Source organism: Streptomyces venezuelae (genome assembly GCF_008642315.1).
Taxonomy (GTDB): Bacteria; Actinomycetota; Actinomycetes; order Streptomycetales; family Streptomycetaceae; genus Streptomyces; species Streptomyces venezuelae_D.
This window is the reverse complement of sequence record NZ_CP029192.1, coordinates 4568413-4592608: the sequence shown is the minus strand read 5'-3', so window position 1 is coordinate 4592608 and position 24196 is coordinate 4568413. Positions and strand designations below refer to the sequence as shown.

Genomic DNA, 24196 nt, shown 5'->3' with positions numbered 1-24196 from the left:
CCCAGCCTGCGGCATGGGGAACCACTCTGAACCGAGCGTTGACGTGGCGTGGGGTGGCGGCGCCTGGCGTTTGCCGTCCCGCGATATTGCTTGCCGCCTCCGCCACGGGAGGATGGGGCACGGTCGTCGTGAGTTAGGACGCCCGGGTCCTTCGACAGGTTCCGGATCGATCCCAACTGCCCCTGGCCATCACTGAGTACGTACCCAGCGCGACCACTGCAACGCTTTACCGAACAACGTCAGTCGACCCTAATATGCCCTAACCCGGCGCTGTTTTCAGCCAACTTTCCAAGATCTTTTACAGTTCACGGAATTCCCCCGAACACCATGAATCCCGGCAGGACAATGCTGGACATCCCCTCACCAGTGCGTGTACATCTGGAGACATTGCTAGCGGCGCATAACGACATGGGGGTTTGCGATGCTTTTGAGCATTACGCACCGGCCGGAAAGCCGTCAGCCATGAACGCCCCGCACCTTCCGAAAGTGGCCGGAATCGATTCCACAGTTCCGCCACCGGCACACACTGTCGCGCCCATCGCGCCGACCACACCCGCCGCGCCACGCGCGGAGGGCACTCCCGTACCCAGCGCCCCCGGAGCCCTGATCCAGGACCGGCTCGCGGGCTGGGTCTCCGATCTCACCACGCTGCACGAACTCACCGAGCGGCTCGCCCGCACGGCCGCCCTCGACGAGGCACTGCGCGAGCTCCTGCGCGCCGGAGCGGCCCTCGTGGGCGCCCGGCGCGGCCTCGTCGTCATCGAACCGGCCGACGGACTCGGCCCCGAGACCACGATCGGCCTGGGACTCGACCGCGCGGACCTCGGGCACATCGAGACGGTGCCGCGCCGCGCCACCTCGTACGGCAGGCTCCTGGACGCCGCCGAGGGCAGACCCGGCACCGTGCCGGACGAGATCGCCCAGCCAGACCTCCTCGCCGACGAGGGCCTCGACCCCCGCCACCGCGAAGTCGCCGCCGTCCTCGGCTACGCGGCGAGCTACGCACTGCCCCTGGCCACCGAGACGGCAGGCCGGATCGGCGCCGCCGTCTGGCTGTACGACGAGCCCGCCGAACCGGACGCGCGCCGACGCCACCTCGTGGGGCTCTACGCACGCCAGGCGTCCGAGCACGTGGCGCGGCTGCTCGTCCTGGACCGCGCCCGCACGACCGAGGCCACCCTCCGCGAGGAGCTCATGCCCTCGCGGCTGCCGCGGGTCGCCGGGGTGCAGCTCGCCGCCCGGCACCGCACCGGGCCGCGCGGCGGCGGCGACTGGCACGACGCGCTGCCGCTGCCCGACGCCGCGCTCGGCCTCGCGGTCGGCTCCGTCACCGGGTCGGGCCCGAGCGCCGTGGCCGCGATGGGGCGTCTGCGCGCGTCCCTGCGGGCGTACGCGGTGATGGAGGGCGAGGACCCCGTGGCCGTCCTCTCCGACCTGGAGCTGCTGCTGCGGCTGACCGAGCCCGCGCGGTCGGCGACGGCACTCTTCGCGTACTGCGAGCCCGCCCTGCGCAAGATCGTCCTCGCCGGTGCCGGGCACAGCCCGCCGCTGATCATCGGGGAGCGGCGCACGGAGTACGTGGAGACCTCCCTGTCCGCGCCACTCGGCATGCTCGCCTGCTGGGAGGCGCCGAGCGTGGAAATCTCCCCGGAGCCCGGAGAAACGGTGCTTCTCTACACCGACGGTCTCCTGCACCGCACGGGCGACCCGATGGACCGGGCCTTCGCGCGGCTGCACGCGGCGGCGGCGAGCGTCCCCAAGGGCATCAGGGACGACCCCGGGGCGATCGCCGACCACGTGCTGCACACCGTCCTGCCCGACGGGCTCGACGTCGCGGACAGCGACGAGGACGTCGTGCTCCTGGCGGCACGTTTCGAGTGATGCGTGTCCACGCGCGCGTGGAGGCTTCCCGGTGAGGCTCCGGGCACGCTGTGTAAGTGGCCTTCCGGCCCTGGGACCCCTTCCGTACGCCCGTACGATGGAGGGTGGCCCAGTGTCGTACATAGGAGGCAGATCGTGTCGGAGGCGCTCAACCCGGCGACCCCGGAAGAGACCGAAGAAGAGCCGATCAAGCAGCGCAAGAACGGCCTGTACCCGGGCGTTTCCGACGAGCTCGCCGAAAGCATGAAGTCCGGCTGGGCCGACACGGAGCTGCACGACCTGCAGCCGGTCGCGCAGGCCGAGAACACCGCCGCCCGCCGCGCGGCGCTCTCCGCGCGCTTCCCGGGCGAGCGTCTGGTGATCCCCGCGGGGAACCTGAAGACCCGCTCGAACGACACCGAGTACGCCTTCCGCGCCTCCGTCGAGTACGCCTACCTCACCGGCAACCAGACCGAGGACGGCGTCCTCGTCATGGAGCCGGTCTCCGACGGGCACAAGGCCACGATCTACCTGCTGCCGCGCTCGAACCGCGAGAACGGCGAGTTCTGGCTGGACGGCCAGGGCGAGCTCTGGGTCGGCCGCCGCCACTCCCTCACCGAGGCCGGGAAGCTCTACGGCATCCCCGCGTCCGACGTGCGCGAGCTGACCGGCAAGCTGAGCGAGGCCACCGGCCCCGTCCGTGTCGTGCGTGGCTACGACGCCGGCATCGAGGCGGCCCTGACCGACAAGGTCACCGCCGAGCGCGACGAGGAGCTGCGGGTCTTCCTCTCCGAGGCCCGCCTCATCAAGGACGACTTCGAGATCGGCGAGCTCCAGAAGGCCGTCGACTCCACCGTCCGCGGCTTCGAGGACGTCGTGAAGGTCCTCGACAAGGCCGAGGCCACCAGCGAGCGCTACATCGAGGGAACGTTCTTCCTGCGCGCCCGCGTCGAGGGCAACGACATCGGCTACGGCTCGATCTGCGCCGCGGGCCCGCACGCCACCACCCTGCACTGGGTGCGCAACGACGGCGCCGTCCGCTCCGGCGAGCTGCTCCTGCTCGACGCCGGCGTGGAGACGCACTCGTATTACACCGCGGACGTCACGCGCACGCTGCCGATCAACGGCCGCTTCGACGCGCTCCAGAAGAAGATCTACGACGCCGTGTACGAGGCCCAGGAGGCCGGCATCGCGGCGGTGCAGCCGGGCGGCAAGTTCCGCGACTTCCACGACGCGTCGCAGCGCGTGCTCGCCGAGAAGCTGGTCGAGTGGGGCATCGTCGAGGGCCCCGTCGAGCGCGTCCTCGAGCTGGGTCTGCAGCGCCGCTGGACGCTGCACGGCACCGGTCACATGCTCGGCATGGACGTCCACGACTGCGCCGTCGCGCGCACCGAGACGTACGTGGACGGCACGCTGGAGCCCGGCATGTGCCTGACGGTCGAGCCCGGTCTGTACTTCCAGGCGGACGACCTCACCGTGCCCGAGGAGTACCGCGGCATCGGCGTCCGCATCGAGGACGACATCCTCGTGACGGCCGACGGCAACAAGAACCTGTCGGCCGCGCTGCCGCGCACGTCCGACGACGTCGAGGCGTGGATGGCGCGGCTCAAGGGCTGACATCCGAGGCTGTACGGCGAAGGGCCGGTTCCCCCGGAGGGGAACCGGCCCTTTCAGTGGGCGACGCGCTCGTCCTCGCCCGCGACCTTCGCGGTGCTCAGGGCGATGCGGTTCCAGGTGTTGATCGTGAAGATCAGGGCGAGGACCCGGGCCAGTTCCGCCTCGTCGAAGTGCCGAGTGGCCTCTACGTAGACGTCGTCCGGGATGCCGCCCTGTGCCACGAGCGTGACGGACTCGGTCAGGGCGAGGGCGGCCTGCTCCTTCTCCGTGAAGAAGTTACGGGCCTCGCGCCACACGGCGACCATGTGCAGCCGCGCCTCGTCCTCGCCCGCCTTGCGGGCGTCGGAGGTGTGCATGTGGAGGCAGTACGCGCAGCCGTTGAGGAGCGAGGCACGGATCTGGATGAGCTCTACGAGGGCCGGGTCCAGACCGTCGCGGGCGGCGGCGTCGAAGCCGATGAGGGCCTTGAAGGCCTTCGGGGCGGCCTTGGCGAAGTTGAGGCGGGGGGCGGGGGTGGTCTGCGCGGCGGTCGTGGTCTGCGTGGTGTTCGTGTTGTTCGTCATGACTATGAATCTAGGCGTGCGAAAGACCTCCAGTAGGGTGCATTTCCATGCCGGAATCATGGGTCAATTTGGCGGAGCGCATCGGCAGTGACCTGCATGTCGATCTGTCAGGTCCGGGCAGTCGCCGGGCCGTTCTCGCTCGCGCGCTGCGGGATGCCGTACGTGAGGGCAGGCTCGCCCCCGGCACCCGGCTGCCGCCCTACCGTTCCCTCGCCGCCGACCTCGGTCTCGCGCGCAACACGGTCGCCGACGCCTACGCCGAACTGGTCGCCGAGGGCTGGCTGACGGCGCGGCAGGGGTCGGGGACGCGCGTGGCGGAGCGTGCGAAGCCGCCCAAGCGCCCGCGGCGGCCGAAGCCCGCTCCCACGCGCCCCGAGGCGCCCGCGTACAACCTGCGCCAGGGGCAGCCGGACGCCGCGTCCTTCCCTCGCACGGCCTGGCTCGCTGCCGCCCGGCGGGCCCTGAACGCCGCGCCCAACGACGCCTTCGGGCCCGGCGACCCGCGCGGCCGCGTCGAGCTGCGCGAAGCGCTCGCCGACTATCTGACGCGGGCGCGGGGAGTGCGCGCCGACCCCGAACGCGTCGTGGTCTGCTCGGGGTTCGCGCACGCGCTGCGGCTGCTTTTCGCGGGCGCGCGCGGATCGGGCGGCGGTGTGCTGCGCGGTCCGTTCGCCGTTGAGTCGTACGGGCTCGGGTTCCACCGCGAGATCCTGGAGGACTCGGGCGTACGGACGGTGCCGTTGGGCCTGGACGAACAGGGCACGCGCGTGGAGGAGTTGACCGGCGAGCAGGCTCCACGCGTGCGTGGTGTGCTGCTCACGCCCGCCCACCAGTTCCCGACCGGCGGCCCACTGCACCCCGCCCGGCGCGCGGCGGTCGTCGACTGGGCGCGTGCTGGTGGCGGCCTCGTCCTTGAGGACGACTACGACGGGGAGTTCCGCTACGACCGCGAGCCGGTCGGCGCCGTGCAGGGACTCGACCCCGAACGGGTCGTCTATCTCGGCTCGGTCAGCAAGAGCCTGTCCCCCGCGGTGCGCATCGGCTGGATGGTCCTGCCCGAGCAGCTCGTGGCCGGTGTCCTCGCGGCCAAGGGGGAGCGGGAGGCGTGGGCGAGCGTGCTCGACCAGCTCACGCTCGCCGAGTTCATCGCCTCCGGACAGTACGACCGGCACATCCGCCGGATGCGGCAGCGCTACCGGCACCGCCGCGACCGGCTCGTCACCGCCCTCGCCGAGCGGGCCCCGCACATCGCGGCCACCGGCATCGCGGCGGGCCTGCACGCGGTGCTGCGGCTGCCGCCGGGGACGGAGGCGTCCGCGGTCAAGGCGGCGGCCTGGCAGGGGATCGGGCTGGACGGACTCGCGGCGTTCCGCCACCCGAGGGCGACGATGCCCGCCGAGGACGGCCTCGTCGTCGGCTACTCGACGCCGACGGAGCACGCGTACGGGACGGCGCTGGAGGCATTGCTACGGACGCTGCCACCGGCCTCCTGAGGGGCCCGCCGGTCACGTGTGAAGTGAGCTCACGCCGTCAGCAACGGCATCATCAGTGGCGCGTCCTCGCGCCACTTGAGGATCTTGTCGAAGGTGATCACCGCTCCGCCGCCCCTGCCCGGTTTGTTGCCGAGGTGGACGTGGTCGGCGAGCTCCTCGATCAGGCCGAGGCCCCGGCCGTGCTCGTCCGTCGCCGAGGCGGCGGGCCGGGGCGCGGGACAGCCCCGTGACGTGCCGGGAAAGCCGGGTCCGGAGTCGGTCACCTCGATGCGGCACTTCTCGCCGTCGAGATAGGCGGTGACCCGGTAGCCGCCCGGCGTGCTCCCGGGGGCGCCGCCCCCGTGCTCGACGGCGTTCGCACACGCCTCGCTGAGGGCGACCGACAGGTCGTAGGAGACGTCCGGGTCCACGCCCGCGGTCTCCATCGTGCCGATCAGCAGACGGCGGGCGAGCGGGACGCTCGCGGCTTCGCGCCGCAAATGGAGAGACCACCACATGCTCATGCTCCAGCCTCCTGGCTGCGGCTCGACATACCGATACGTATTGCCGCCCACGCCCCCGAATAAGCGCGCGATGGACGTGATGCCGCCCATACGGCGGATGCGCGCCACCCGCCACTCGGTGTAGGACGCCGGGACGGGGACGGCCCGCCGTGACCCGCCTGTTCCCCGCTCATGCCCCACCTATCACCTGGAACAGGACCTTCCGGACCTGCCGTGTGCACGGGGTGGGCCCAGTGCGATGATGGCCCGGCCATGACTGCCCCCCACCAGCGCCAGCCGCGCGACGGAGCCGATTTCCGGCTGTTGAGGGCCGCGACGTTCGCCGCGGTCTGCGTCGCGCTGTCCGCCGGGGGCCATGTGCTCGCTTCCTGCGCCGCCGTCCCGCTGTGGACGCTGGGCGTGGGCTTCCTCGTCGTCTTCGCGGTCGCGCTGCCGCTCGCCGGGCGGGCCCGCTCGCTGCCCGGCATCGCCGCGCTGCTCGCGGCCGGGCAGCTGGGCCTGCACGCGCTGTTCGGGCTCGGCCAGCACGGCACTGCGGCGACGTCCGCCGCGGGCGGCGACGCCTCCCTGGTGGCGCGGGCCGCGCGCCTGGTCTGCGGGGCGGGCGCCTCGACGATCACGCCGGCGCAGGCCCACCGGATCCTCACCACCGCCGGGCTCGGTCCGGGCGGAGCGGGTGGTTCCGGGGCGGCCGGCGCCGGGCACCGGCACGGTGGCGCCACCGCCGCGGACTCGGCGCTGGACTCGCTGGCGGCCGGTACGCCGGGCGGCGGGGGCATGGGATCGATGGGCGGCATGGGGCTCGTGCCGTCCCTGCCGATGATCGTCGCGCACGTCCTCGCGGCCCTCGCCGCGGGATGGCTGCTCCGACGCGGCGACCTCGCGCTGCTCCGCCTCGTCCGGCTCGCCGACGGGGCGCACGGAGTCGCCGAGGGGGCGCTCGTACGTGCCCTGCGCTCGGCGCTCACTCTCGTACGCGCCCTGCGGGCGGGCCTGCCCGGCGCACCCGAGACGGCCGGACCACGGGCTCCCCGCACCGCGCTGCTCGTACCCGCGAAGCCACGCACGGTCGCGCTCGAGGACGCGGTGATCAGGCGCGGCCCCCCGGCCGGTGCCCGCGACGTCGAACTCGCCGCCTGAAGCGACACACTCCACAGCGCAGTACGGAGGGGTCGCTCGGCGCGCACGCGTGCGTGCCCCCGCGGTCGCACGCACCCCTGTATCCCGTCCTACGCATCCCGTACCCGGCGCGGTGCCCTTCGCGCCCCCTGCCCGGTACACCACTGACGAAAGTGGAGTGTTCCTGTCATGAAGATGTCCCGTATCGCCGCCGTCGGCACCGTCGCCGCCTCCGCCGTCGTCGTGCTCTCGGCGCCCGCGTTCGCGCACGTCAGCGTCTCGGCCGAGGGCCAGGCCGCCAAGGGCGGTTACGCCACGGTCAACTTCAAGGTCCCGAACGAGCAGGACGACGCGTCGACCAACAAGGTCGAGGTCTCCTTCCCCAGCGAGCACCCGCTCGCCTCCGTCATGACGCAGCCCGTCCCCGGCTGGACCGCGAAGGTCACCAAGTCCAAGCTCGACAAGCCGCTGGAGATCCACGGCGAGAAGATCGACGAGGCCGTCACCAAGGTCACCTGGACCGCCGACGGCAAGGGCATCCAGCCCGGCACCTTCCAGAAGTTCCCGGTCTCCATGGGCCAGCTCCCCGAGGACGCCGACGAACTGGTCTTCAAGGCGATCCAGACGTACGACAACAAGGACGTCGTCCGCTGGATCGAGCCGCAGCAGAAGGGCCAGGAGGAGCCGGAGCACCCGGCGCCCGCCCTCACCCTGACCGCCGCCTCCGACGGGCACGGCGCCGCCGCCGACACCGCCAAGGCGGACGACAAGGGCGGCAAGTCCGAGAACGCGTCGTCGGACTCCTCCGACAGCAGTGACACCACCGCGCGCGTGCTCGGCATCGTCGGCATCGTCATCGGCGCCGCGGGCGGCGCGTTCGGCGTGCTCGCGGGCCGCCGCCGCGCCACGAGCTGAGCCGCCGGCTGAGCCCCCTCGGGGTGCGCCGACGCGGCGTACAGCCGCCCCGGCGCACCCCGGCCCCCTCACATCTGGGACATTTTCGTATGCGCACCAAGAGCACGAACAAGAAGCTCGCCGCCGCTGCCCTGCTGGCCGTGGCCGCCCTCACCCTGACCGCCTGCGGCGGCGGTGACGACAAGAAGCCGGTCGCCGAGGTCTCCGCGGAGACCGACTCCGGCAAGGCCGCCACGGTCCTGGACAAGCCGTACAAGAAGCCGAACCTCGTCCTCACCGACACGCACGGCAAGAAGTACGACCTGCGCGAGGAGACGAAGGGCAAGCCGACGCTGATCTACTTCGGCTACACGCACTGCCCCGACGTCTGCCCGCTGACGATGAACAACATCGCGGTCGCCAAGAAGGCGCTGCCCAAGGCCGACCAGGACAAGCTCAAGGTCGTCTTCGTCACCACCGACCCCGAGCGCGACACCCCCGCCGAGCTCGGCAAGTGGCTCAAGGGCGTGGACGCCGACTTCGTCGGTCTGACGGGCGACTTCGCCACCATCCAGGCCGGCGCACGCCAGCTCGCCATCAGCATCGAGCCGTCCAAGAAGGACAAGAACGGCAAGATCGTCTCGATGCACGGCACGCAGGTCCTCGCGTTCTCGCCGAAGAACGACGCGGGATACGTCCTCTACGGAGAGGACGCCACCGCCGGCGACTACACCAAGGACCTCCCCAAGCTCCTCAAGGGACAGACTCCGTGAACCACCGCACCACCAAGCACCGCGCACTCACCGGCGGGGCGCTCGCACTGACTGCCGTCCTCGCCCTCGCGGGCTGCAACGACGACTCGGGCTCCGACTCCGGGGCCACCGCGAAGAAGCCGGAACTCAAGGTCGGCGGGGCGTACGTCCCCGAGCCCACCATGGCCGACATGGCGGCGGGCTTCTTCACGCTGACGAACAAGGGCGCCGCCGACAAGCTGACCTCCGCCACGAGCGACGCCGCGGGCGCCGTCACGCTGCACAGCACCAAGGGCGGCGCCATGAAGGAGGAGAAGTCCTTCGACGTGCCCGCGGGCGGTGAGCTCGCCTTCGTGAGCGGCGGCAACCACGTGATGTTCGAGAAGCTGAAGCACAAGCCGAAGAAGGGCGAGAAGGTCGCCCTGACGCTGCACTTCCAGAAGTCGGACCCGATCACCGTCGAGATGCCGGTCAAGGAAGCGACGTACAGCCCGAAGCAGCACGGCGACACCACCGCCTCGCACGGCTCAAACGCCTCGCACAAGTCGCACTGAGGGACGGACCGTTGATGCAGACCATCGCTCCCCGCCGCAGGATCCCGCGCCTCTGGCAGCTCCTCCTGGTGCTCACCGCCGCGACCGGCGTCTTCTTCGCGGGCGCCGCGCCGTCGTCCGCGCACGCCGCGCTGACCGGCAGCGACCCGAAGCAGGGAGCGGTGGTCGACCGGGCCCCCGACCAGGTGAAGCTCACCTTCTCGGAGAAGGTCGCCATGTCGGACGGCTCGGTGCGGGTGCTCGACCCGTCCGGCAAGCGCGTCGACACCGACAAGACGACGGACCTGGGCTCCAACACGTACGGCGTGAAGCTGCGTGCGGGCCTGCCCGACGGCACCTTCACCGTCGCCTACCAAGTCGTCTCCGCCGACAGCCACCCGGTCGCCGGCGCCTACACGTTCTCCATCGGCGCGCCCTCCGACACGGAGGTCGCGCTGCCCGACCAGGAGGCCGGCGGCGGCCTGGTCGGCGCGCTCTACGACATCGCGCGCTACCTGTCGTACGCGGGGTTCATCCTGCTCGTCGGCGGTGCCGCCTTCGTCCTCGGCTGCTGGCCGCGGGGCGCGGGTGCGCGGTCCGTCCAGCGGCTCGTGACGGGCGGCTGGGTCACGCTCGCCGCCTCCACCCTTCTCCTGCTGCTCCTGCGCGCCCCCTACACGGGCTCGGGCAAGCTCGCGGACGCCTTCGACATGGGCAAGCTCGGCGACGTCCTGAACACCAAGACCGGCGCGGCCCTGGTCTCCCGGCTGCTGCTGCTCGCCGCCGCCGCGCTGTTCATCGCCGTGCTCTTCGGGGCGTACGAGAAGCGGGAGGACCCCAAGGAGAAGAAGGACCTCACCTTCGGGCTCGCCATCGGCGGCACCGTCGTCGCCCTCGGCATCGCGGCGACATGGGCCATGGCCGAGCACGCGTCGACCGGCATCCAGGCGGGCATCGCCATGCCCGTCGACGTGCTGCACCTGCTGGCCGTCGCCACCTGGCTCGGCGGTCTCGCGTCGCTGCTCGTCGCGCTGTTCCGCACGACCGCGGTGGACGCGTCCGCCGTGCGGCGGTTCTCGGCCGTGGCGTTCACCAGCGTCGTCGTGCTGGCCGCCACCGGCACCTACCAGTCGTGGCGCCAGGTCGGCTCGTGGTCGGCGCTCACCGGCACCTCGTACGGGCAGCTGCTCCTCGTCAAGATCGGACTGGTCGTCGTCCTGGTGGGCGTCGCCTCCGTGTCGCGGCGGTGGACCGGGCGGATCGCCGCCGAGGCGGGCGGTCTCGCTCCGGAGGCCGCGGCCGCCGTGGTCGTCGAACAGCGCTCGAAGCAGACGTCGCTGCAGGCGTCCAAGCAGACGTCGAGGAAGCCCCAGAAGAAGGCGGCCGCGAAGCCCGCCATGAAGCCGGTCACCGTGCCGGCCTCCGGACAGGACGGGGACGACCCCGAGCGCTCCGCCCAGCTGGCCCGCCAGCAGGCCGCCATGGACACCGCCCGCGAGAAGCGCATCCGTGACGCCGACCCGTACCGCTCCGGCCTGCGCCGCTCGGTGCTCGCCGAAGCGGGCATCGCCGTCGTCCTGCTGGGCGTCACGACGTTCCTCACCACGACCGAGCCGGGCCGCACCGAGGAGGAGGCCGCCAAGGCCACGTCCGCGGCGGCCGCGCAGCGCTCGGGCCCGCTCCAGCTCAAGATCCCCTTCGACACGGGCGGCACGGACGGCAAGGGCACCGTGCAGCTGGACCTCGACCCCGGCCGCACCGGCAGCAACACCATGCACCTGTATGTGAAGCGGCCCAACGGCAGCGCCTTCGACGTCCCCGAGGTGAAGGTCTCCCTCACCAACGAGGCCAAGGACGTCGGCCCGCTGCCCGTCGCCCCGGACCACATCGCCACCGGACACTGGAGCGCGAGCGGCGTGCAGGTCCCGATGGCAGGCACATGGAAGATCGCGGTGACGGTGCGGACCTCCGACATCGACCAGATCACCGTGAAGAAGAACGCGCAGATCGGCTGAACGGAACAACCACCATGGCGGACAACGGGATTTCCAGGCGGCGGCTGATCGGCACGGCCGGCGCGACGGGCCTCGCGCTCGGCGCGGCGGGCGGCGTCGCCGGGTACGCGGCGGCGCCCTCGGACGGCGCGGACGCCGCGGCCGCCGCCGGCTCTCGGGCGGAACTCGCCTCCCTGGGCTCCGATCAGGTGATGTTTCACGGGAAACATCAGCCCGGCATCACCACTCCTCTGCAGTCCCGAGGCCATCTGATCGCCTTCGACCTGACGGCGGGAGCGGGCCGCAAGGAGGCGGCGGCCCTGCTGCGCCGCTGGTCGGCCACGGCCGAGCGGCTGATGGCGGGAGAGGCCGCCGACGGCAGGGACACGGCGGTCGCCCGGGACGCGGGCCCGTCCTCGCTGTCCGTCACGTTCGGGTTCGGCGCCTCCTTCTTCTCCCGCACGGGTCTGGAGAAGCAGCGTCCGGCCGCCCTCGACCCGCTGCCCGACTTCTCCTCCGACCACCTCGACAAGGCGCGCAGCAACGGCGACCTGTGGGTGCAGATCGGCGCGAACGACCCGCTCGTCGCGTTCCACGCCCTGCGCGCGATCCAGCAGGAGGCGTCGGGGGCCGCGCGGGTGCGGTGGCAGATGAACGGCTTCAACCGTTCGCCGGGCGCCACCGCGCGGCCGATGACGACCCGCAATCTGATGGGCCAGGTCGACGGCACGAACAACCCGAAGCCTTCGGAGAAGGATTTCGACGAGCGGCTCTTCGTGCCCTCGAACGGCGACCCTTCGTGGATGGCGGGCGGTTCCTACGTCGTCGTGCGCCGCATCCGGATGCTCCTCGACGACTGGGAGAAGCTCGGCACGAGGGCGCAGGAGGCGGTGATCGGCCGGCGCAAGTCGGACGGCTCGCCGCTGACCGGCGGCACGGAGACGACCGAGCCGAAGCTCGACAAGACGGGACCGGACGGCAAGGTCGTCATCGCGGCCAACGCGCATGCCCGCATCACCCGTCCCGACCAGAACGGGGGCGCCGCGATGCTGCGCCGCCCGTTCTCGTACCACGACGGCTTCGACGACAAGGGAGAGCCGGACGCGGGGCTGCTCTTCATCTGCTGGCAGGCGGACCCGATGCGCGGGTTCATCCCGGTGCAGCGCAAGCTCGACCGGGGGGACGCCCTGTCGGAGTTCATCCGGCACGAGGCGAGCGGGCTCTTCGCGGTGCCGGGCGGGGCGGGGAAGGGCGAGTACGTGGGGCAGCGGCTGCTGGAGGGGTAGGCGCGCGTTTGGAGTGCGGGAGGCGCGCGTTTGGAGTGCGGGAGGCGCGTGTCCGGAGTGCGCCCCCTCAGGGGCCGGTGCCGCTCCGTGAGACGCGTGAGCCGCGCCACGTCCGGCCCATTAGGGTGACGGTATGTCGGCGACGCGCTATACGTACCTGGGCCCCGAGGGCACTTTCACCGAGGCGGCTCTCCGTACGCTGCCCGAGGCGGCCACCCGGGAGCTCGTCCCGATGGTCTCCGTCCCGGCCGCGCTGGACGCCGTCCGCGGCGGTGAGGCGGCGGCCGCACTGGTGCCGATCGAGAACTCGGTCGAGGGCGGCGTCACGACCACCGTCGACGAGCTCGCCAAGGGCGAGCCATTGATGATCTACCGCGAGGTCGTCCTGCCGATCGCCTTCGCGCTGCTCGTGCGGCCCGGCACGAAGCTCAAGGACATCAAGACGGTGACGGGTCACCCCGTGGCCCAGCCGCAGGTCCGCAACTGGCTGGCCGCTCATCTTCCGGATGCCGTGTGGGAGTCGGCGGCGTCGAACGCGGACGGCGCCCGGCTGGTCCAGGAGGGCCGGTTCGACGCGGCCTTCGCGGGTGAGTTCGCGGCGGCCACGTACGGCCTGGAGGCGCTGGTCAGCGAGATCCACGACGCGGCGAACGCCGAGACCCGCTTCGTGCTGGTCGGCCGTCCGGCCCGGCCCGCCGCGCCGACGGGCGCCGACAAGACCTCCGTCGTCATCTGGCTGGGCGACGACCATCCCGGTGCCCTGCTCGAACTGCTGCAGGAGTTCGCCGTGCGCGGCGTCAACCTGATGCGGATCGAGTCGCGGCCCACGGGACAGGGCATCGGCAACTACTGCTTCTCGGTGGACGCCGAGGGGCACATCACGGACCGCCGGGTCGGCGAGGCCCTCATGGGGCTCAAGCGGATCTGCCCGCAGGTGCGCTTCCTCGGGTCGTACCCGAGGGCCGGGGTGGCGACGGAGGACGTCCGGCCGCCGCGGCCCGGGACGACGGACCCCGAGTTCATGGCGGCGTCGGACTGGCTGACGCGCTGTGCGGACGGCCGTTTCTAGCCAGCCCCTGCGGTCCTACCTGCAGATTTACGTTATCCACAGAAGTTATCCACAGGCTTGTGTCTCGACCTGGGGACAAGTCGACAACGAAGCGTGACATGGTCGACAAATCGCCCTGGAGCGCCCAAGACCGTCCACAGCCCCGCACGTCACCCCTCGTCCACTCTTTTCCATTGATCAACTCTTTGGAGCGAGGTATTTCCACTCGAAAGTGGGTGTGCGGGTGGTTTGGGAAGGGAATCCCTGGGCGCATGAACGGCTAACGGAATGGGATGTTCCAGCATCCACAGATCTTTCGCACACCCTGTGGATAACCGTCCGGATCCCCTGGTTCCTGTGGACAACGATGGTGGACAAGCGGCCCAAGTCCCGCCTCGCACAAGGGGTTCGGGTCAAAGCGGCGCGCACGCTCTGCCCCGTTTCGGGGAATGCCGTCCTTTTTATTGACCGAGGGATTCGAGTGGCCATCGGAGGCCCGTCGGCGGCTCGATCCCAGGAATTCACATTCCGGCAAATCGGGCATAACGTACGCAACTGAATATCGAGTCGTGGGCCGGAACCGCGCGACGGTAGCCTTGAGGGGTGATTGACCTTCGCCTGCTCCGTGAGGACCCCGACCGTGTTCGCGCCTCCCAGCGCGCCCGTGGAGAGGACGTCGCGCTCGTCGACGCCCTGCTCTCCGCCGACGAGCGGCGCAGGTCGTCCGGCCTCCGCTTCGACGAGCTCCGTTCCGAGCAGAAGGCGCTCGGCAAGCTGATCCCCAAGGCCGCGCCGGAGGAGAAGCAGGAGCTCCTGAAGAGGGCGGGCGAGCTCTCCGCCGCCGTCAAGGCCGCGGACGCCGCCCAGGACGAGGCCGACGACGAGACCAAGCGCCTCCTGCAGCAACTGGGCAACCTCGTCCACCCCGACGTCCCGGTCGGCGGCGAGGAGGACTTCGTCGTCCTCGACACGATCGGCACCCCGCGCGACTTCGCCGCCGAGGGCTTCGAGCCCAAGGACCACCTGGAGCTCGGCGAGGCGCTCGGCGCCATCGACGTCGAGCGCGGCGCGAAGGTCTCCGGCTCGCGCTTCTACTACCTGACGGGTGTCGGCGCCCTCCTGGAGCTGGCCCTCGTCAACGCGGCGATCGCCCAGGCCACGGAGGCCGGGTTCGTCCCGATGCTGACGCCGTCGCTGGTCCGCCCCCGCGCGATGGAGGGCACGGGCTTCCTCGGCCAGGCCTCGGAGAACGTGTACCACCTGGAGAAGGACGACTACTACCTGGTCGGCACCTCCGAGGTCCCGCTCGCGGCGTACCACATGGACGAGATCATCGAGGCCGACAAGCTCCCGCTGCGGTACGCGGGCTTCTCGCCCTGCTACCGCCGCGAGGCCGGCACGTACGGCAAGGACACCCGCGGCATCTTCCGCGTCCACCAGTTCGACAAGGTCGAGATGTTCTCGTACGTCGACCCTGAGGACGCGGAGAACGAGCACAAGCGCCTCCTGGAGTGGGAGAAGCAGTGGCTCACCGGGCTCGGCCTGCCCTTCCAGGTGATCGACGTGGCCACGGGTGACCTCGGCGCATCGGCCTCGCGCAAGTACGACTGCGAGGCGTGGATCCCCACCCAGGGCAAGTACCGCGAGCTGACCTCGGCCTCGAACTGCGACAGCTTCCAGGCCCGCCGCCTCTCGGTGCGCATGCGCGAGGGCAAGAAGGTGCAGCCCCTCGCGACGCTGAACGGCACGCTGTGCGCCGTCCCGCGGACGATCGTGGCCATCCTGGAGAATCACCAGCAGGCCGACGGCTCCGTGGTGGTGCCCGAGGTCCTGCGTCCGTACCTCGGGGGTCGAGAGATTTTGGAGCCCATCGCCAAGTGAGCCACCCAGCTCCGGTCACGCCCTCCTTCCCGTACAAGCTGGTCGCGACCGACCTCGACGGGACGCTGCTGCGCCCCGACGACACGGTGTCGGAACGTACGCGCCTCGCGCTCACCGCGGCCACCGCGGCGGGCGCGGCGCACATCGTCGTCACCGGCCGTGCCGTGCCCTGGACCCGCCACATCCTCGACGACCTCGGCTACGACGGCATCGCGGTCTGCGGCCAGGGCGCGCAGGTCTACCACGCGGGGGAGCACCGCCTGCTGACCTCGGTGACGCTCGACCGCCAGCTGGCCGGTCTGGCGCTCGCCAAGATCGAGGCGGAGATCGGCCCGCTGGCTCTCGCGGCGAGCCGTGACGGCATCGACGGCGAGGTCCTCGTCGGCCCGGGGTACGCGGTCCAGGAAGGCCCGCTCCCCGCGACCCCCTTCACGGACATCGCCGACCTGTGGGCGGCGCCGCTGAACAAGCTGTACATCCAGCATCCCGGCCTCGGGGACGACGCGCTCACCGACGTGGCACGTCAGGTCGCGGGCGATCTGGTCGGCGTGACCATGGCGGGCGAGGGCATAGTCGAACTCCTGCCGCTCGGCCTCTCCAAGGCGACGGGCCTCTCGCTCGCGGCGCGACGCCTGGGCGCGAAGGCCGTCGACACGATCGCGTTCGGCGACATGCCGAACGACATCCCGATGTTCGCCTGGGCGGCGCACGGCGTGGCCATGGCCAACGCCCACGAGGAGCTCAAGGCGGTCGCCGACGAGGTGACGACGTCGAACGAGGCGGACGGCATCGCCGTGGTGCTGGAGCGGTTGCTGGGCTGAGGCCCACTCCGGATCTTCTCCGGCTGGGGCTTTGGCCCCCTCTGGGGGGGCGGCCCGCGCAGCGATGCGGATTCTGCGCGCTCGAAGCGGCCGCCCCGGGCAGCTCCCCCGTGCGCGGACTCGACGGAGCGAATACCTGCTCCGGAGCCTCTCACGGCTGCCCTGCGGGGAACTCGACGGACCGTACGGAACGGTCGTGCCGGCTCCTCTCCCAGAAGGTGAGCGTCAGATGTTCCTGACGCGGTGTGGCACCAACTACTGTGCCTGCGGCCCGACTTCACCGCCACCGAATAAAAACCGGTCACTTCTTTTGGAGGCCGGTCACTCCTCGCCCGCCAGCGTCAGCGAGCGGAGCTTCTGGCCCGCGTACCAGGTGGCGGCCGCCGTGACCGCGAGCAGCAGGACCGCCGCGGTCGTCAGGCCGACGTCCGAGGTGATCAGGTCGCCCTTGCCGACCTTCTGCGCCACGGCGAGGGACCACTGCTGGACGCTGAGGGTGCGCGCCCCGGAGACCAGCGATCCGAAGAGGGCCTCCCACACCAGGGCGTAGACGAGGCCGAAGACCACGGCGTGCCGGGTGATCGTGCCGAGGAGCAGGAAGATCGCGGCGTACGTGATGGAGGCGACCAGGGCCGCGATCGTGTAGGCGATGGCGATCTGCTGGCCGTTGCCGTTGAGGATCATTCCGGCGATGAACGTGGGGATCGCGGAGAACGCCATGGTCACGGCGATGGCGACGATCAGCTTGGTGAAGATGATCGTGGGCCGCTTGATGGGCTTGGAGAGCAGGTAGACGACCGAGCCGTCGTCGATCTCCGGGCCGATCGCGCCGGTGCCCGCGATGACGCCGATGATCGGCACCATCGTGGCGAGCGCGAATCCACCGAGGACGTCGACGGCCACTTGGTCGTCGGCGCCGCTGAAGCCGCGTACCGCCGCGGAGATGGCGATGAGCAGGACGGGCAGGGCGAAGAGGATGAGGGCCCGGCGGCGGCCGAGCAGGGCCCGGTAGGTGAGCCGGGCGACAGTGGGGTCGTACATGAAAGGCTCCCTTCAGGCCGCGACGAGGTAGGAGAAGACCGACTCGAGGGACTCGTCCGAGGGCGAGACCGTCAGGAGCCGGATGCCGTGCTCCCGGGCGACCCGGGGCAGCAGTGTCGTGAACCGGCCGAAGTCGACCGCCTGGACGCGCAAGGCGCCCTCCTTGAGGTCCACTTCGATGCCGGCCGTCGACGGGTCGGCGATCAGTGCGGCGGCCAGGGCGCGGTCGTCGCTGGAGCGGATCAGATAGCGGTGGGGCCGGTCGGTCATCAGCCGCCGGATCCGGCGGAAGTCGCCGCTGGCCGCGTGCCGCCCGGCGACGATCACCTCGATGTGGGAGGCCAGTTGCTCGACCTCTTCGAGGATGTGCGAGGAGAAGAGGACCGTGCGGCCCTGGCCCCCCATGGTCCGCAGGAGCTCCATCAGCTGCATGCGCTGGCGCGGGTCCATGCCGTTGAAGGGCTCGTCGAGCAGCAGCACGGCCGGATCGTGGACCAGGGCGGACGCCATCTTCACGCGCTGGCGCATGCCCTTGGAGTACGTGGAGATCTTCCGGTCCTGCGCGTACTCCATCTCGACCGTGGCCAGCGCCTTCTTGGCGGCCCGCTCGTCGAGGCCGTGCAACTCGGCGTTGGCGACGACGAATTCGCGACCCGTCAGGAAGTCGTACATGGCCTCCCTCTCGGGGACGATGCCGATGTCCTTGTAGATCTGCTCGTTCCGCCAGATCGGCTTGTCGTCGAGGGTGACGCTGCCGGTGGAGGGGGCGAGGAAGCCGCCCATCATGTTGATGAGGGTCGACTTGCCGGCGCCGTTCGGGCCGAGGAGGCCGGTGACGCCCGGACCGATGTTCATGGTGATGTCGTTGACGGCCACCACGTTCCCGAACCAGCGGGAGGCGTGGTCGATCTTGATCGTGCTCACAGCCCGACCTTTCGGTAGCGGCGCATCATCGCGCCGTAGCAGCCCGCGATGAGGCCGAGGACGACGACTACGTAGACCACGCCCACGCCGGACGAGGGGCCTTCCCCTCCGGGGAAGGCGGAGGTCGCGCCGAGGAACGCCGTCTGGACGCCGTCGATGAGCGTGATCGGCGAGAAGAGTCCGAGCCAGCTGATGGCGTCCGCGCTGCTGCCCTGTTCGTACGCGATGGCCTGGACCGTGGACACCGCTCCGTAGGTGATGGTCAGGACGGCGATGACGGCGGCGATACCGAATCCGCGGCGGGGCGTGATCGCCGAGATGACGAGGGCGATGCCGGAGAAGAGCAGGGAGAGCAGCGCCACGGAGACCAGTCCCTGCGCGAATCCCTTGCTCTGGTCGGCGAAGTCGAGCTTGGCGAGCAGCGCTCCCACGTAGAGCACGAGGAGCGGGGCTGCCGTGAGGACGAAGAGCGCGGAGGTCATCGCGGCGAACTTCGCCAGGACGTAGTCGCCGCGCTCGATGGGCCGCGAGAAGTAGAGCGGGACGGTCTTGAAGCGCAGGTCGCGCGAGACGGTCTGGGGCGCCTGGGCGGCGAGGAAGAGGCTGATGACGGCCTGCATGACGATGGCGTAGCGCGTGTAGTCCAAGGGGAGGTCGTCGGCCTTGGTGGCCACCGCGACGGCCACCATGATCGCCGCGGGCACGCACATCACCGCGAAGAGGATCATCGGCAGGACCTTGGACTTGGCGGAGCGCCCGAGTCCGTACGCGCCGCGCACGCTCTGGGAGAAGAGCGAACGGCGGGCGTAGGCGCGGCCGAGGCGGGGGCCGTCGTAGTTCCGGTAGCCGATGTTGTGGATCTGGGTGGACTCGGTGCTCATCGCGCCCCTCCCTCCTTCTGCTGTGCGGCGGCAGCCTGCTGAGCGGCGCCGGCCTGCTGTGCGGCGGCCGTGGCCGCCCAGGCGGCCGCGCGTTCGGTCACGGGCTCCTGTCCCGGCTCGTCCTTGAAGACCTCCGCGATGTGGTGCCTGCGCTGTTCCATGCGGACGAGGCCGAGGCCGAGGTCGGCGACGAGGTCGCGCACGACGTCGTACGTCTCCTCGCCCTCCGCGGTGAGCAGGATCGTGTGCCCGGCGCCGGGCAGTTCGCCGCCGGTCTCCGTGTCGATGCCGCGCGTCCGCAGGGCGTCGCGCAGGGCGGTGGTGCCGTCGGGGTGTTCGTCGTTGTCCGTGACCTCGACGGCCAGCGTCGTCGTGGTCTGGGTGAAGTCGGTGGTGGAGCTGGACCGCAGGAGCTTGCCGCCGTCGATGACGACGACGTGGTCGCAGGTGCGCTCCAGCTCGCCGAGGAGGTGCGAGGTGACCAGGACCGAGATGCCGAAGTCGGTGTGGACGCGGCGGATCAGGCCGAGCATCTCGTCGCGTCCGACCGGGTCGAGGCCGTTCGTCGGCTCGTCGAGGAAGACCAGCCGGGGGTCGTGGACGAGCGCCTGGGCGAGCTTCACGCGCTGCTTCATGCCGGTGGAGTAGCCGCCCATGGGGCGGTACCGCTCTTCGTAGAGCCCGACGTGGCGCAGGGTGTCCGCGGTGCGTTCGCGGGCCGCGGTGGGCGGAAGTCCTGACATGCGCGCCATGTGGACGACGAACTCGGTGGCCGAGACGTCGGGCGGCAGGCAGTCGTGCTCCGGCATGTACCCGACGCGCTCGCGGATCTCGCCGCCGCGGGTGGCGACGTCGAGTCCGAGCACGGCGGCGCTGCCCTCCGTGGCCGGGGACAGACCCAGCAGGATCTTGATCAGTGTGGACTTGCCGGCTCCGTTGGCTCCGACGAGTCCGGTCACACCGGGCCCGATATCCATGGAGAGCCGGTCAAGCGCGGTCACCCTCGGGAACCGCTTGCTCAGGCTTTCGGTCGCGATCACAGTCACGGTTCGACCGTAGTGGCGCAGCCCACATCGGGTCGTCAGACCATGGGCTTGGCCTGCCCTCACTCTGGAGTATTACGGGCCCGTAAGGGTCGTCCTGAAGTCGCCCCTTGAGGGTTCTTCCGGACCTTCCCCGCAGGGTTGGGCAGAACTATTGACGTAGCCGCCGGGCATTGTCACATTCATCAGTGTCAAGTTACGACCGCGTACGGCGATGGACCGGACACGGGAAGACCGGACTCGGGACGGACGGTGGCATGACCTCAGCAGTGGCAGGCGAACTCTCCGCGGAACTGCGGGGGTTCAGAGAGGTTCAGACTCTGGCGTACGCGTGCGCGGAAGCGGTCGCGGCCCAGCTCAGGCCGGGTGTGACGGAGCGCGAGGCGGCGCGGATGCAGCGCGAGTGGCTGCGCGAGCGGGGCGTGCGGGACTGGTTCCACCTCCCCTTCGCCTGGTTCGGCGACCGTACGGCGTTCGTGAACTTCCGTGTGCCGCTGCAGTTCTTCCCGACCAACCGCAGGCTGGAGCCGGGGATGCCGTTCATCCTCGACATGGCCCCGGTCTACAGAGGATTCACAGCGGACATCGGCTATTCAGGCTGTCTCGGCCTCAACCCCGTGCACGACAAGCTCCTCGCCGACCTGGAGGCGCACCGCGAGCTGATCCTGCGCGAGGTCCGCGAGCGCAGACCCCTCCGCGAGATCTACGAGAGCGTGGACCGCCTCATGGTCCGCCAGGGGTACGCGAACCGGCATCGGGCGTATCCGTTCGGCGTCATCGCGCACAAGGTCGACCGGGTCAAGGAGCGCCGTCTGACCCCGCACCTGTTCGGGTTCGGCACGCAGTCGCTGAAGGGCCTGGCGAGCGACGCCCTGCACGGACACCGGGACGGCTGGTCGCCCCTGTGGTCCCCGTACAAATTCTCCGACCACCCGCCCCGAAAGGGGCTCTGGGCGGTCGAACCGCACCTCGGCTTCAGGGGTACGGGCGCGAAGTTCGAGGAGATCCTGGTCGTCACCGACTCCAAGGATCCCGAACAGAGCGCGTTCTGGCTGGACGACGATCTGCCGCATGTGCGGCGCTGGGCTGAGGAGAGGGCCGCCGCATGACGACCGGAGACATCGCCAAGGGCACCGGCAGGGGCACGGACAAGGGCACCGGCAAGGGCCTGCGGGACGCGCGTGAGCGCTGGGTGCGGACGGGCGGCGTGGAGCTGTGCGTCGCCGAGCTCGGCGACCCGGAGCGGCCCACGGTCCTGCTGGTGCACGGCTATCCGGACTCCAAAGAGGTGTGGTCCGAGGTGGCGGAGCGTCTGGCCGACGACTTCCACGTCGTGTTGTACGACGTCCGGGGCCACGGCAGGTCGACCGCCCCGCGGCCGCTGCGCGGCGGCTTCACTCTGGAGAAGCTGACCGACGACTTCCTGGCGGTCGTCGACGCGGTCAGCCCGGACGGGCCGGTGCACGTGGTCGGGCACGACTGGGGCTCGGTGCAGTCCTGGGAGTTCGTCACGGTCAAGCGGACGGAGGGCCGCATCGCGTCCTTCACGTCGATGTCGGGGCCCTCGCTCGACCACTTCGGCCACTGGATCAAGAAGCGGATGACACGGCCGACCCCGCGCCAGGTCGGCCAACTCCTCGGCCAGGGCGCCAAGTCCTGGTACGTGTACATGCTGCACACCCCCGTCCTCCCCGAGCTCGCCTGGCGCGGACCGCTCGGCAAGCAGTGGCCGAAGATCCTGCAGCGCATGGAGAAGGTCCCCGCGGGCGACTACCCGACGGCGTCGCTCCCCCAGGACGCCGCGCACGGCGCCTGGCTCTACCGGGACAACGTGCGCGCACGGCTGCGCAGGCCGCGCGCCGATGCGTACGCCCACGCGCCCGTGCAGCTCATCACGCCCTCCGGGGACATCTTCCTGTCCGAGCGGCTCTACGACGAACTGGAGCTGTGGGCCCCGCAGCTGGTCCGGCGCACCCTGCCGGCCAAGCACTGGGTGCCGCGCACCAGGCCCGACCGGCTGGCCGCGTGGATCGGTGAGTTCGTCACGGCGAACGAGGACGGCTTGCCCTCCCAGGCCAGTTCGGCAACCGGGAAGCACGCCGACCGGTTCGGCGGCCAGCTCGTCCTGGTCACGGGGGCGGGCAGCGGCATCGGGCGGGCCACCGCCTTCGCGTTCGCCGAGGCGGGCGCCCGCGTGGTGGCCGTCGACCGGGACGCGGAGAGCGCGGCCCGCACGGCGGAGATGTCCCGCCTGATAGGCGCCCCGGACGCCTGGGGCGAGACGGTTGACGTCTCCGACGAGCAGGCCATGGAGAAACTCGCCGCCCGGGTCGCCGCGGAGTACGGCGTGGTGGACGTCCTGGTGAACAACGCGGGCATCGGCCTCGCGGGCTCATTCCTCGACACCACGGGTGACGACTGGAAGAAGGTCCTCGACGTCAACCTGTGGGGCGTGATCCACGGCTGCCGGCTCTTCGGCAAGCAGATGGCCGAGCGCGGTCAGGGCGGCCACATCGTCAACACCGCGTCGGCCGCGGCGTACCAGCCGTCCAAGGCCCTGCCCGCCTACAGCACCTCGAAGGCGGCGGTCCTGATGCTCAGCGAGTGCCTGCGCGCGGAGCTCGCGGACCAGGGCATCGGCGTCTCCGCGATCTGCCCGGGCATCGTGAACACCAACATCACGTCGACGTCCCGTTTCGTGGGCGTCGGGGCGGAGGAGGAGAAGCGCCGCCAGAAGAGGTCCGCCCGGCTGTACGGCCTGCGGAACTACCCGCCGGAGAAGGTCGCCGACGCGATCCTGCACGCCGTGGTCAAGAACCAGGCGGTCGTCCCGGTCACCCCCGAGGCGCGCGGCGCCCGCTTCATGTCGCGCTTCAGCCCGAAGGCCCTGCGTGCGATCGCCCGATTGGAGCCGCCGTTGTGAGCACGGAGAAGGAGACCGGCACACACGCCGAGGAGCACTACGCGATCGTCCCGCGCCGCGTCTCGTTCGACTGGCACGGGACACCACTGCACTGGATACCGGACGAGCCGACCGCCACGCACGTCATCAACGTCCTGCATCTGCTGCTTCCCGCGGGGGAGCGGTGGTTCGTGAAGGTCTTCAAGGAAGGCCTGCCGCTGATCACCGATCCGGTGCTGCGGGGCGACGTGAAGGGGTTCATGGGCCAGGAGGCCACGCACAGCGTGCAGCACGCGCACGTGCTGGACCATCTGGCGGCCCAGCGCCTGGACACCGCCGCCTTCACGAAGTACGTCGACTTCCTCTTCGAGAGGCTCCTCGGGGAGAGGCCGCCGCTGGGGGCGCCGGTGCCGACGCAGGAGTGGCTGCGCTTCCGGCTGTCGGTCATCGCCGCGATCGAGCAGTTCACGGCGGTCCTCGGCGACTGGGTCCTGCACGCCGAGGGCCTCGACCGCGCGGGGTCCGACGAGGTGATGCTCGACCTGCTGCGCTGGCACGGCGCGGAGGAGGTCGAGCACCGCGCGGTGGCCTTCGACATGTTCCAGCACTGCGGCGGGCGCGGCCTGCCCCGGTATGCCCGGCGCATCGCGGGCATGACGGTCACGGCTCCGGTGATGCTGTACCTGTGGGTGTGGGGGACGGCCTATCTGATCCGTCACGACCCCCAACTCGCGGGCCGCTTGCGGTACTCACTGGCGGAGCACAACAGGGCGGTCGGGAAGGGCCTGCTGCCCACCTGGCGGGAGCTCGGCACGGCGATACCGCGCTACCTGCGACGGTCGTACCATCCCTCGCAGGAAGGCTCGTTGCGCAAGGCCGTCGAGTATCTGGCGCAGTCGCCCGCGGCGCGGGTGGCGGCGGGCGCGATCGGCAGGACGGCCACCGCCTAGGGCCTGTGTCGGAAGTCCCGTCGTCCGCCCGGAGGGCGGGCCCCGCGGCGTCCGGTGCGTGCGATCGCAAGGCGGAGGGTCGCCCCGATAC

The 24196-nt window shown here is 70.8% G+C and carries 21 protein-coding genes; 15 read left to right on the top strand and 6 right to left on the bottom strand.

Annotated features, from left to right (window positions below; genetic code table 11):
• Positions 1 to 345: 345 nt before the first annotated feature.
• On the top strand, positions 346 to 1881 hold the full coding sequence (locus DEJ48_RS19920; RefSeq protein ID WP_150221271.1) for a PP2C family protein-serine/threonine phosphatase: 1536 nt from the start codon (positions 346 to 348) through the stop codon (positions 1879 to 1881).
• A 135-nt stretch (positions 1882 to 2016) separates the two neighbouring features.
• Positions 2017 to 3477, top strand: coding sequence for an aminopeptidase P family protein (locus DEJ48_RS19915; RefSeq protein ID WP_150217495.1), 1461 nt, complete (start codon positions 2017 to 2019; stop codon positions 3475 to 3477).
• 53 nt (positions 3478 to 3530) lie between these two features.
• Here DEJ48_RS19915 and DEJ48_RS19910 read toward each other — a convergent pair whose 3' ends face one another.
• A complete protein-coding gene (locus tag DEJ48_RS19910; protein WP_150217494.1) occupies positions 3531 to 4040 on the bottom strand; it encodes a carboxymuconolactone decarboxylase family protein in 510 nt (169 codons plus the stop codon).
• Positions 4041 to 4087: 47 nt separating this feature from the next.
• Here DEJ48_RS19910 and DEJ48_RS19905 point away from each other — a divergent pair, with 47 nt between their 5' ends.
• Positions 4088 to 5533 carry a PLP-dependent aminotransferase family protein gene (locus DEJ48_RS19905; protein ID WP_150217493.1) on the top strand — a complete coding sequence of 482 codons (1446 nt, stop codon included), beginning with the start codon at positions 4088 to 4090 and terminating at the stop codon, positions 5531 to 5533.
• Between the two features lie 29 nt (positions 5534 to 5562).
• Here the strand turns inward: DEJ48_RS19905 and DEJ48_RS19900 are convergent, their stop codons facing one another.
• On the bottom strand, positions 5563 to 6036 hold the full coding sequence (locus tag DEJ48_RS19900; RefSeq protein WP_150217492.1) for an ATP-binding protein: 474 nt from the start codon (positions 6034 to 6036) through the stop codon (positions 5563 to 5565).
• 252 nt (positions 6037 to 6288) lie between these two features.
• On the opposite strand from DEJ48_RS19900, the gene DEJ48_RS19895 reads away from it, so the two are divergent.
• The 9 genes from DEJ48_RS19895 to DEJ48_RS19855 all read left to right on the top strand — a co-directional run bounded on the left by DEJ48_RS19895 (position 6289) and on the right by DEJ48_RS19855 (position 16364).
• Positions 6289 to 7176, top strand: a complete 888-nt coding sequence (locus tag DEJ48_RS19895; protein ID WP_150217491.1) for a hypothetical protein — start codon at positions 6289 to 6291, stop codon at positions 7174 to 7176.
• 168 nt (positions 7177 to 7344) lie between these two features.
• The gene (locus DEJ48_RS19890; protein WP_150217490.1) at positions 7345 to 8070 is read left to right on the top strand and encodes a YcnI family protein; all 726 of its coding nucleotides are present in this window, start codon (positions 7345 to 7347) and stop codon (positions 8068 to 8070) included.
• A gap of 89 nt (positions 8071 to 8159) precedes the next feature.
• Positions 8160 to 8822 carry an SCO family protein gene (locus DEJ48_RS19885; RefSeq protein WP_150185037.1) on the top strand — a complete coding sequence of 221 codons (663 nt, stop codon included), beginning with the start codon at positions 8160 to 8162 and terminating at the stop codon, positions 8820 to 8822.
• Positions 8819 to 9355, top strand: coding sequence for a copper chaperone PCu(A)C (locus tag DEJ48_RS19880; RefSeq protein WP_150217489.1), 537 nt, complete (start codon positions 8819 to 8821; stop codon positions 9353 to 9355). The genes DEJ48_RS19885 and DEJ48_RS19880 overlap by 4 nt, the downstream gene beginning before the upstream one ends.
• Positions 9356 to 9369: 14 nt before the next feature.
• The gene (locus tag DEJ48_RS19875) at positions 9370 to 11349 is read left to right on the top strand and encodes a copper resistance CopC/CopD family protein (RefSeq protein ID WP_150217488.1); all 1980 of its coding nucleotides are present in this window, start codon (positions 9370 to 9372) and stop codon (positions 11347 to 11349) included.
• Between the two features lie 14 nt (positions 11350 to 11363).
• Positions 11364 to 12614, top strand: a complete 1251-nt coding sequence (gene efeB, locus DEJ48_RS19870; protein WP_223832108.1) for an iron uptake transporter deferrochelatase/peroxidase subunit — start codon at positions 11364 to 11366, stop codon at positions 12612 to 12614.
• Between the two features lie 133 nt (positions 12615 to 12747).
• Positions 12748 to 13683, top strand: a complete 936-nt coding sequence (gene pheA, locus DEJ48_RS19865) for a prephenate dehydratase (RefSeq protein ID WP_150217486.1) — start codon at positions 12748 to 12750, stop codon at positions 13681 to 13683.
• Between the two features lie 582 nt (positions 13684 to 14265).
• Entirely contained in the window at positions 14266 to 15543 is a 1278-nt protein-coding gene (gene serS / locus DEJ48_RS19860) for a serine--tRNA ligase (RefSeq protein WP_150217485.1), read from the top strand.
• A complete protein-coding gene (locus DEJ48_RS19855; protein ID WP_150217484.1) occupies positions 15540 to 16364 on the top strand; it encodes an HAD family hydrolase in 825 nt (274 codons plus the stop codon). Before serS ends, DEJ48_RS19855 begins: the two co-directional genes overlap by 4 nt.
• A gap of 321 nt (positions 16365 to 16685) precedes the next feature.
• On the opposite strand, the gene DEJ48_RS19850 is transcribed toward DEJ48_RS19855, so the two are convergent.
• Genes DEJ48_RS19850 through DEJ48_RS19835 form a run of 4 tightly spaced genes read right to left on the bottom strand, consistent with a single transcriptional unit; the run spans position 16686 to position 20250 of the window.
• Positions 16686 to 17405 (bottom strand): ABC transporter permease, encoded by a 720-nt coding sequence (locus DEJ48_RS19850; RefSeq protein WP_150217483.1) that lies wholly within the window; start codon positions 17403 to 17405, stop codon positions 16686 to 16688.
• A 12-nt stretch (positions 17406 to 17417) separates the two neighbouring features.
• Entirely contained in the window at positions 17418 to 18329 is a 912-nt protein-coding gene (locus DEJ48_RS19845; protein ID WP_150217482.1) for an ABC transporter ATP-binding protein, read from the bottom strand.
• On the bottom strand, positions 18326 to 19210 hold the full coding sequence (locus DEJ48_RS19840) for an ABC transporter permease (RefSeq protein ID WP_150217481.1): 885 nt from the start codon (positions 19208 to 19210) through the stop codon (positions 18326 to 18328). Before DEJ48_RS19840 ends, DEJ48_RS19845 begins: the two co-directional genes overlap by 4 nt.
• Positions 19207 to 20250: an ABC transporter ATP-binding protein gene (locus tag DEJ48_RS19835; protein ID WP_150221270.1), complete on the bottom strand. Its 1044-nt coding sequence runs from the start codon at positions 20248 to 20250 to the stop codon at positions 19207 to 19209. Before DEJ48_RS19835 ends, DEJ48_RS19840 begins: the two co-directional genes overlap by 4 nt.
• 260 nt (positions 20251 to 20510) lie before the next feature.
• Between DEJ48_RS19835 and DEJ48_RS19830 the strand changes: the two genes are divergently transcribed.
• From DEJ48_RS19830 to DEJ48_RS19820, 3 genes are read left to right on the top strand one after another with little or no spacing between them, the layout of a single operon-like run.
• Entirely contained in the window at positions 20511 to 21362 is an 852-nt protein-coding gene (locus DEJ48_RS19830; RefSeq protein ID WP_150217480.1) for a M24 family metallopeptidase, read from the top strand.
• Complete coding sequence (locus tag DEJ48_RS19825; protein ID WP_150217479.1) at positions 21359 to 23176, top strand: SDR family oxidoreductase; 1818 nt, start codon at positions 21359 to 21361, stop codon at positions 23174 to 23176. Before DEJ48_RS19830 ends, DEJ48_RS19825 begins: the two co-directional genes overlap by 4 nt.
• Positions 23173 to 24105 (top strand): metal-dependent hydrolase, encoded by a 933-nt coding sequence (locus tag DEJ48_RS19820; protein ID WP_150217478.1) that lies wholly within the window; start codon positions 23173 to 23175, stop codon positions 24103 to 24105. The genes DEJ48_RS19825 and DEJ48_RS19820 overlap by 4 nt, the downstream gene beginning before the upstream one ends.
• Positions 24106 to 24196: the final 91 nt, after the last annotated feature.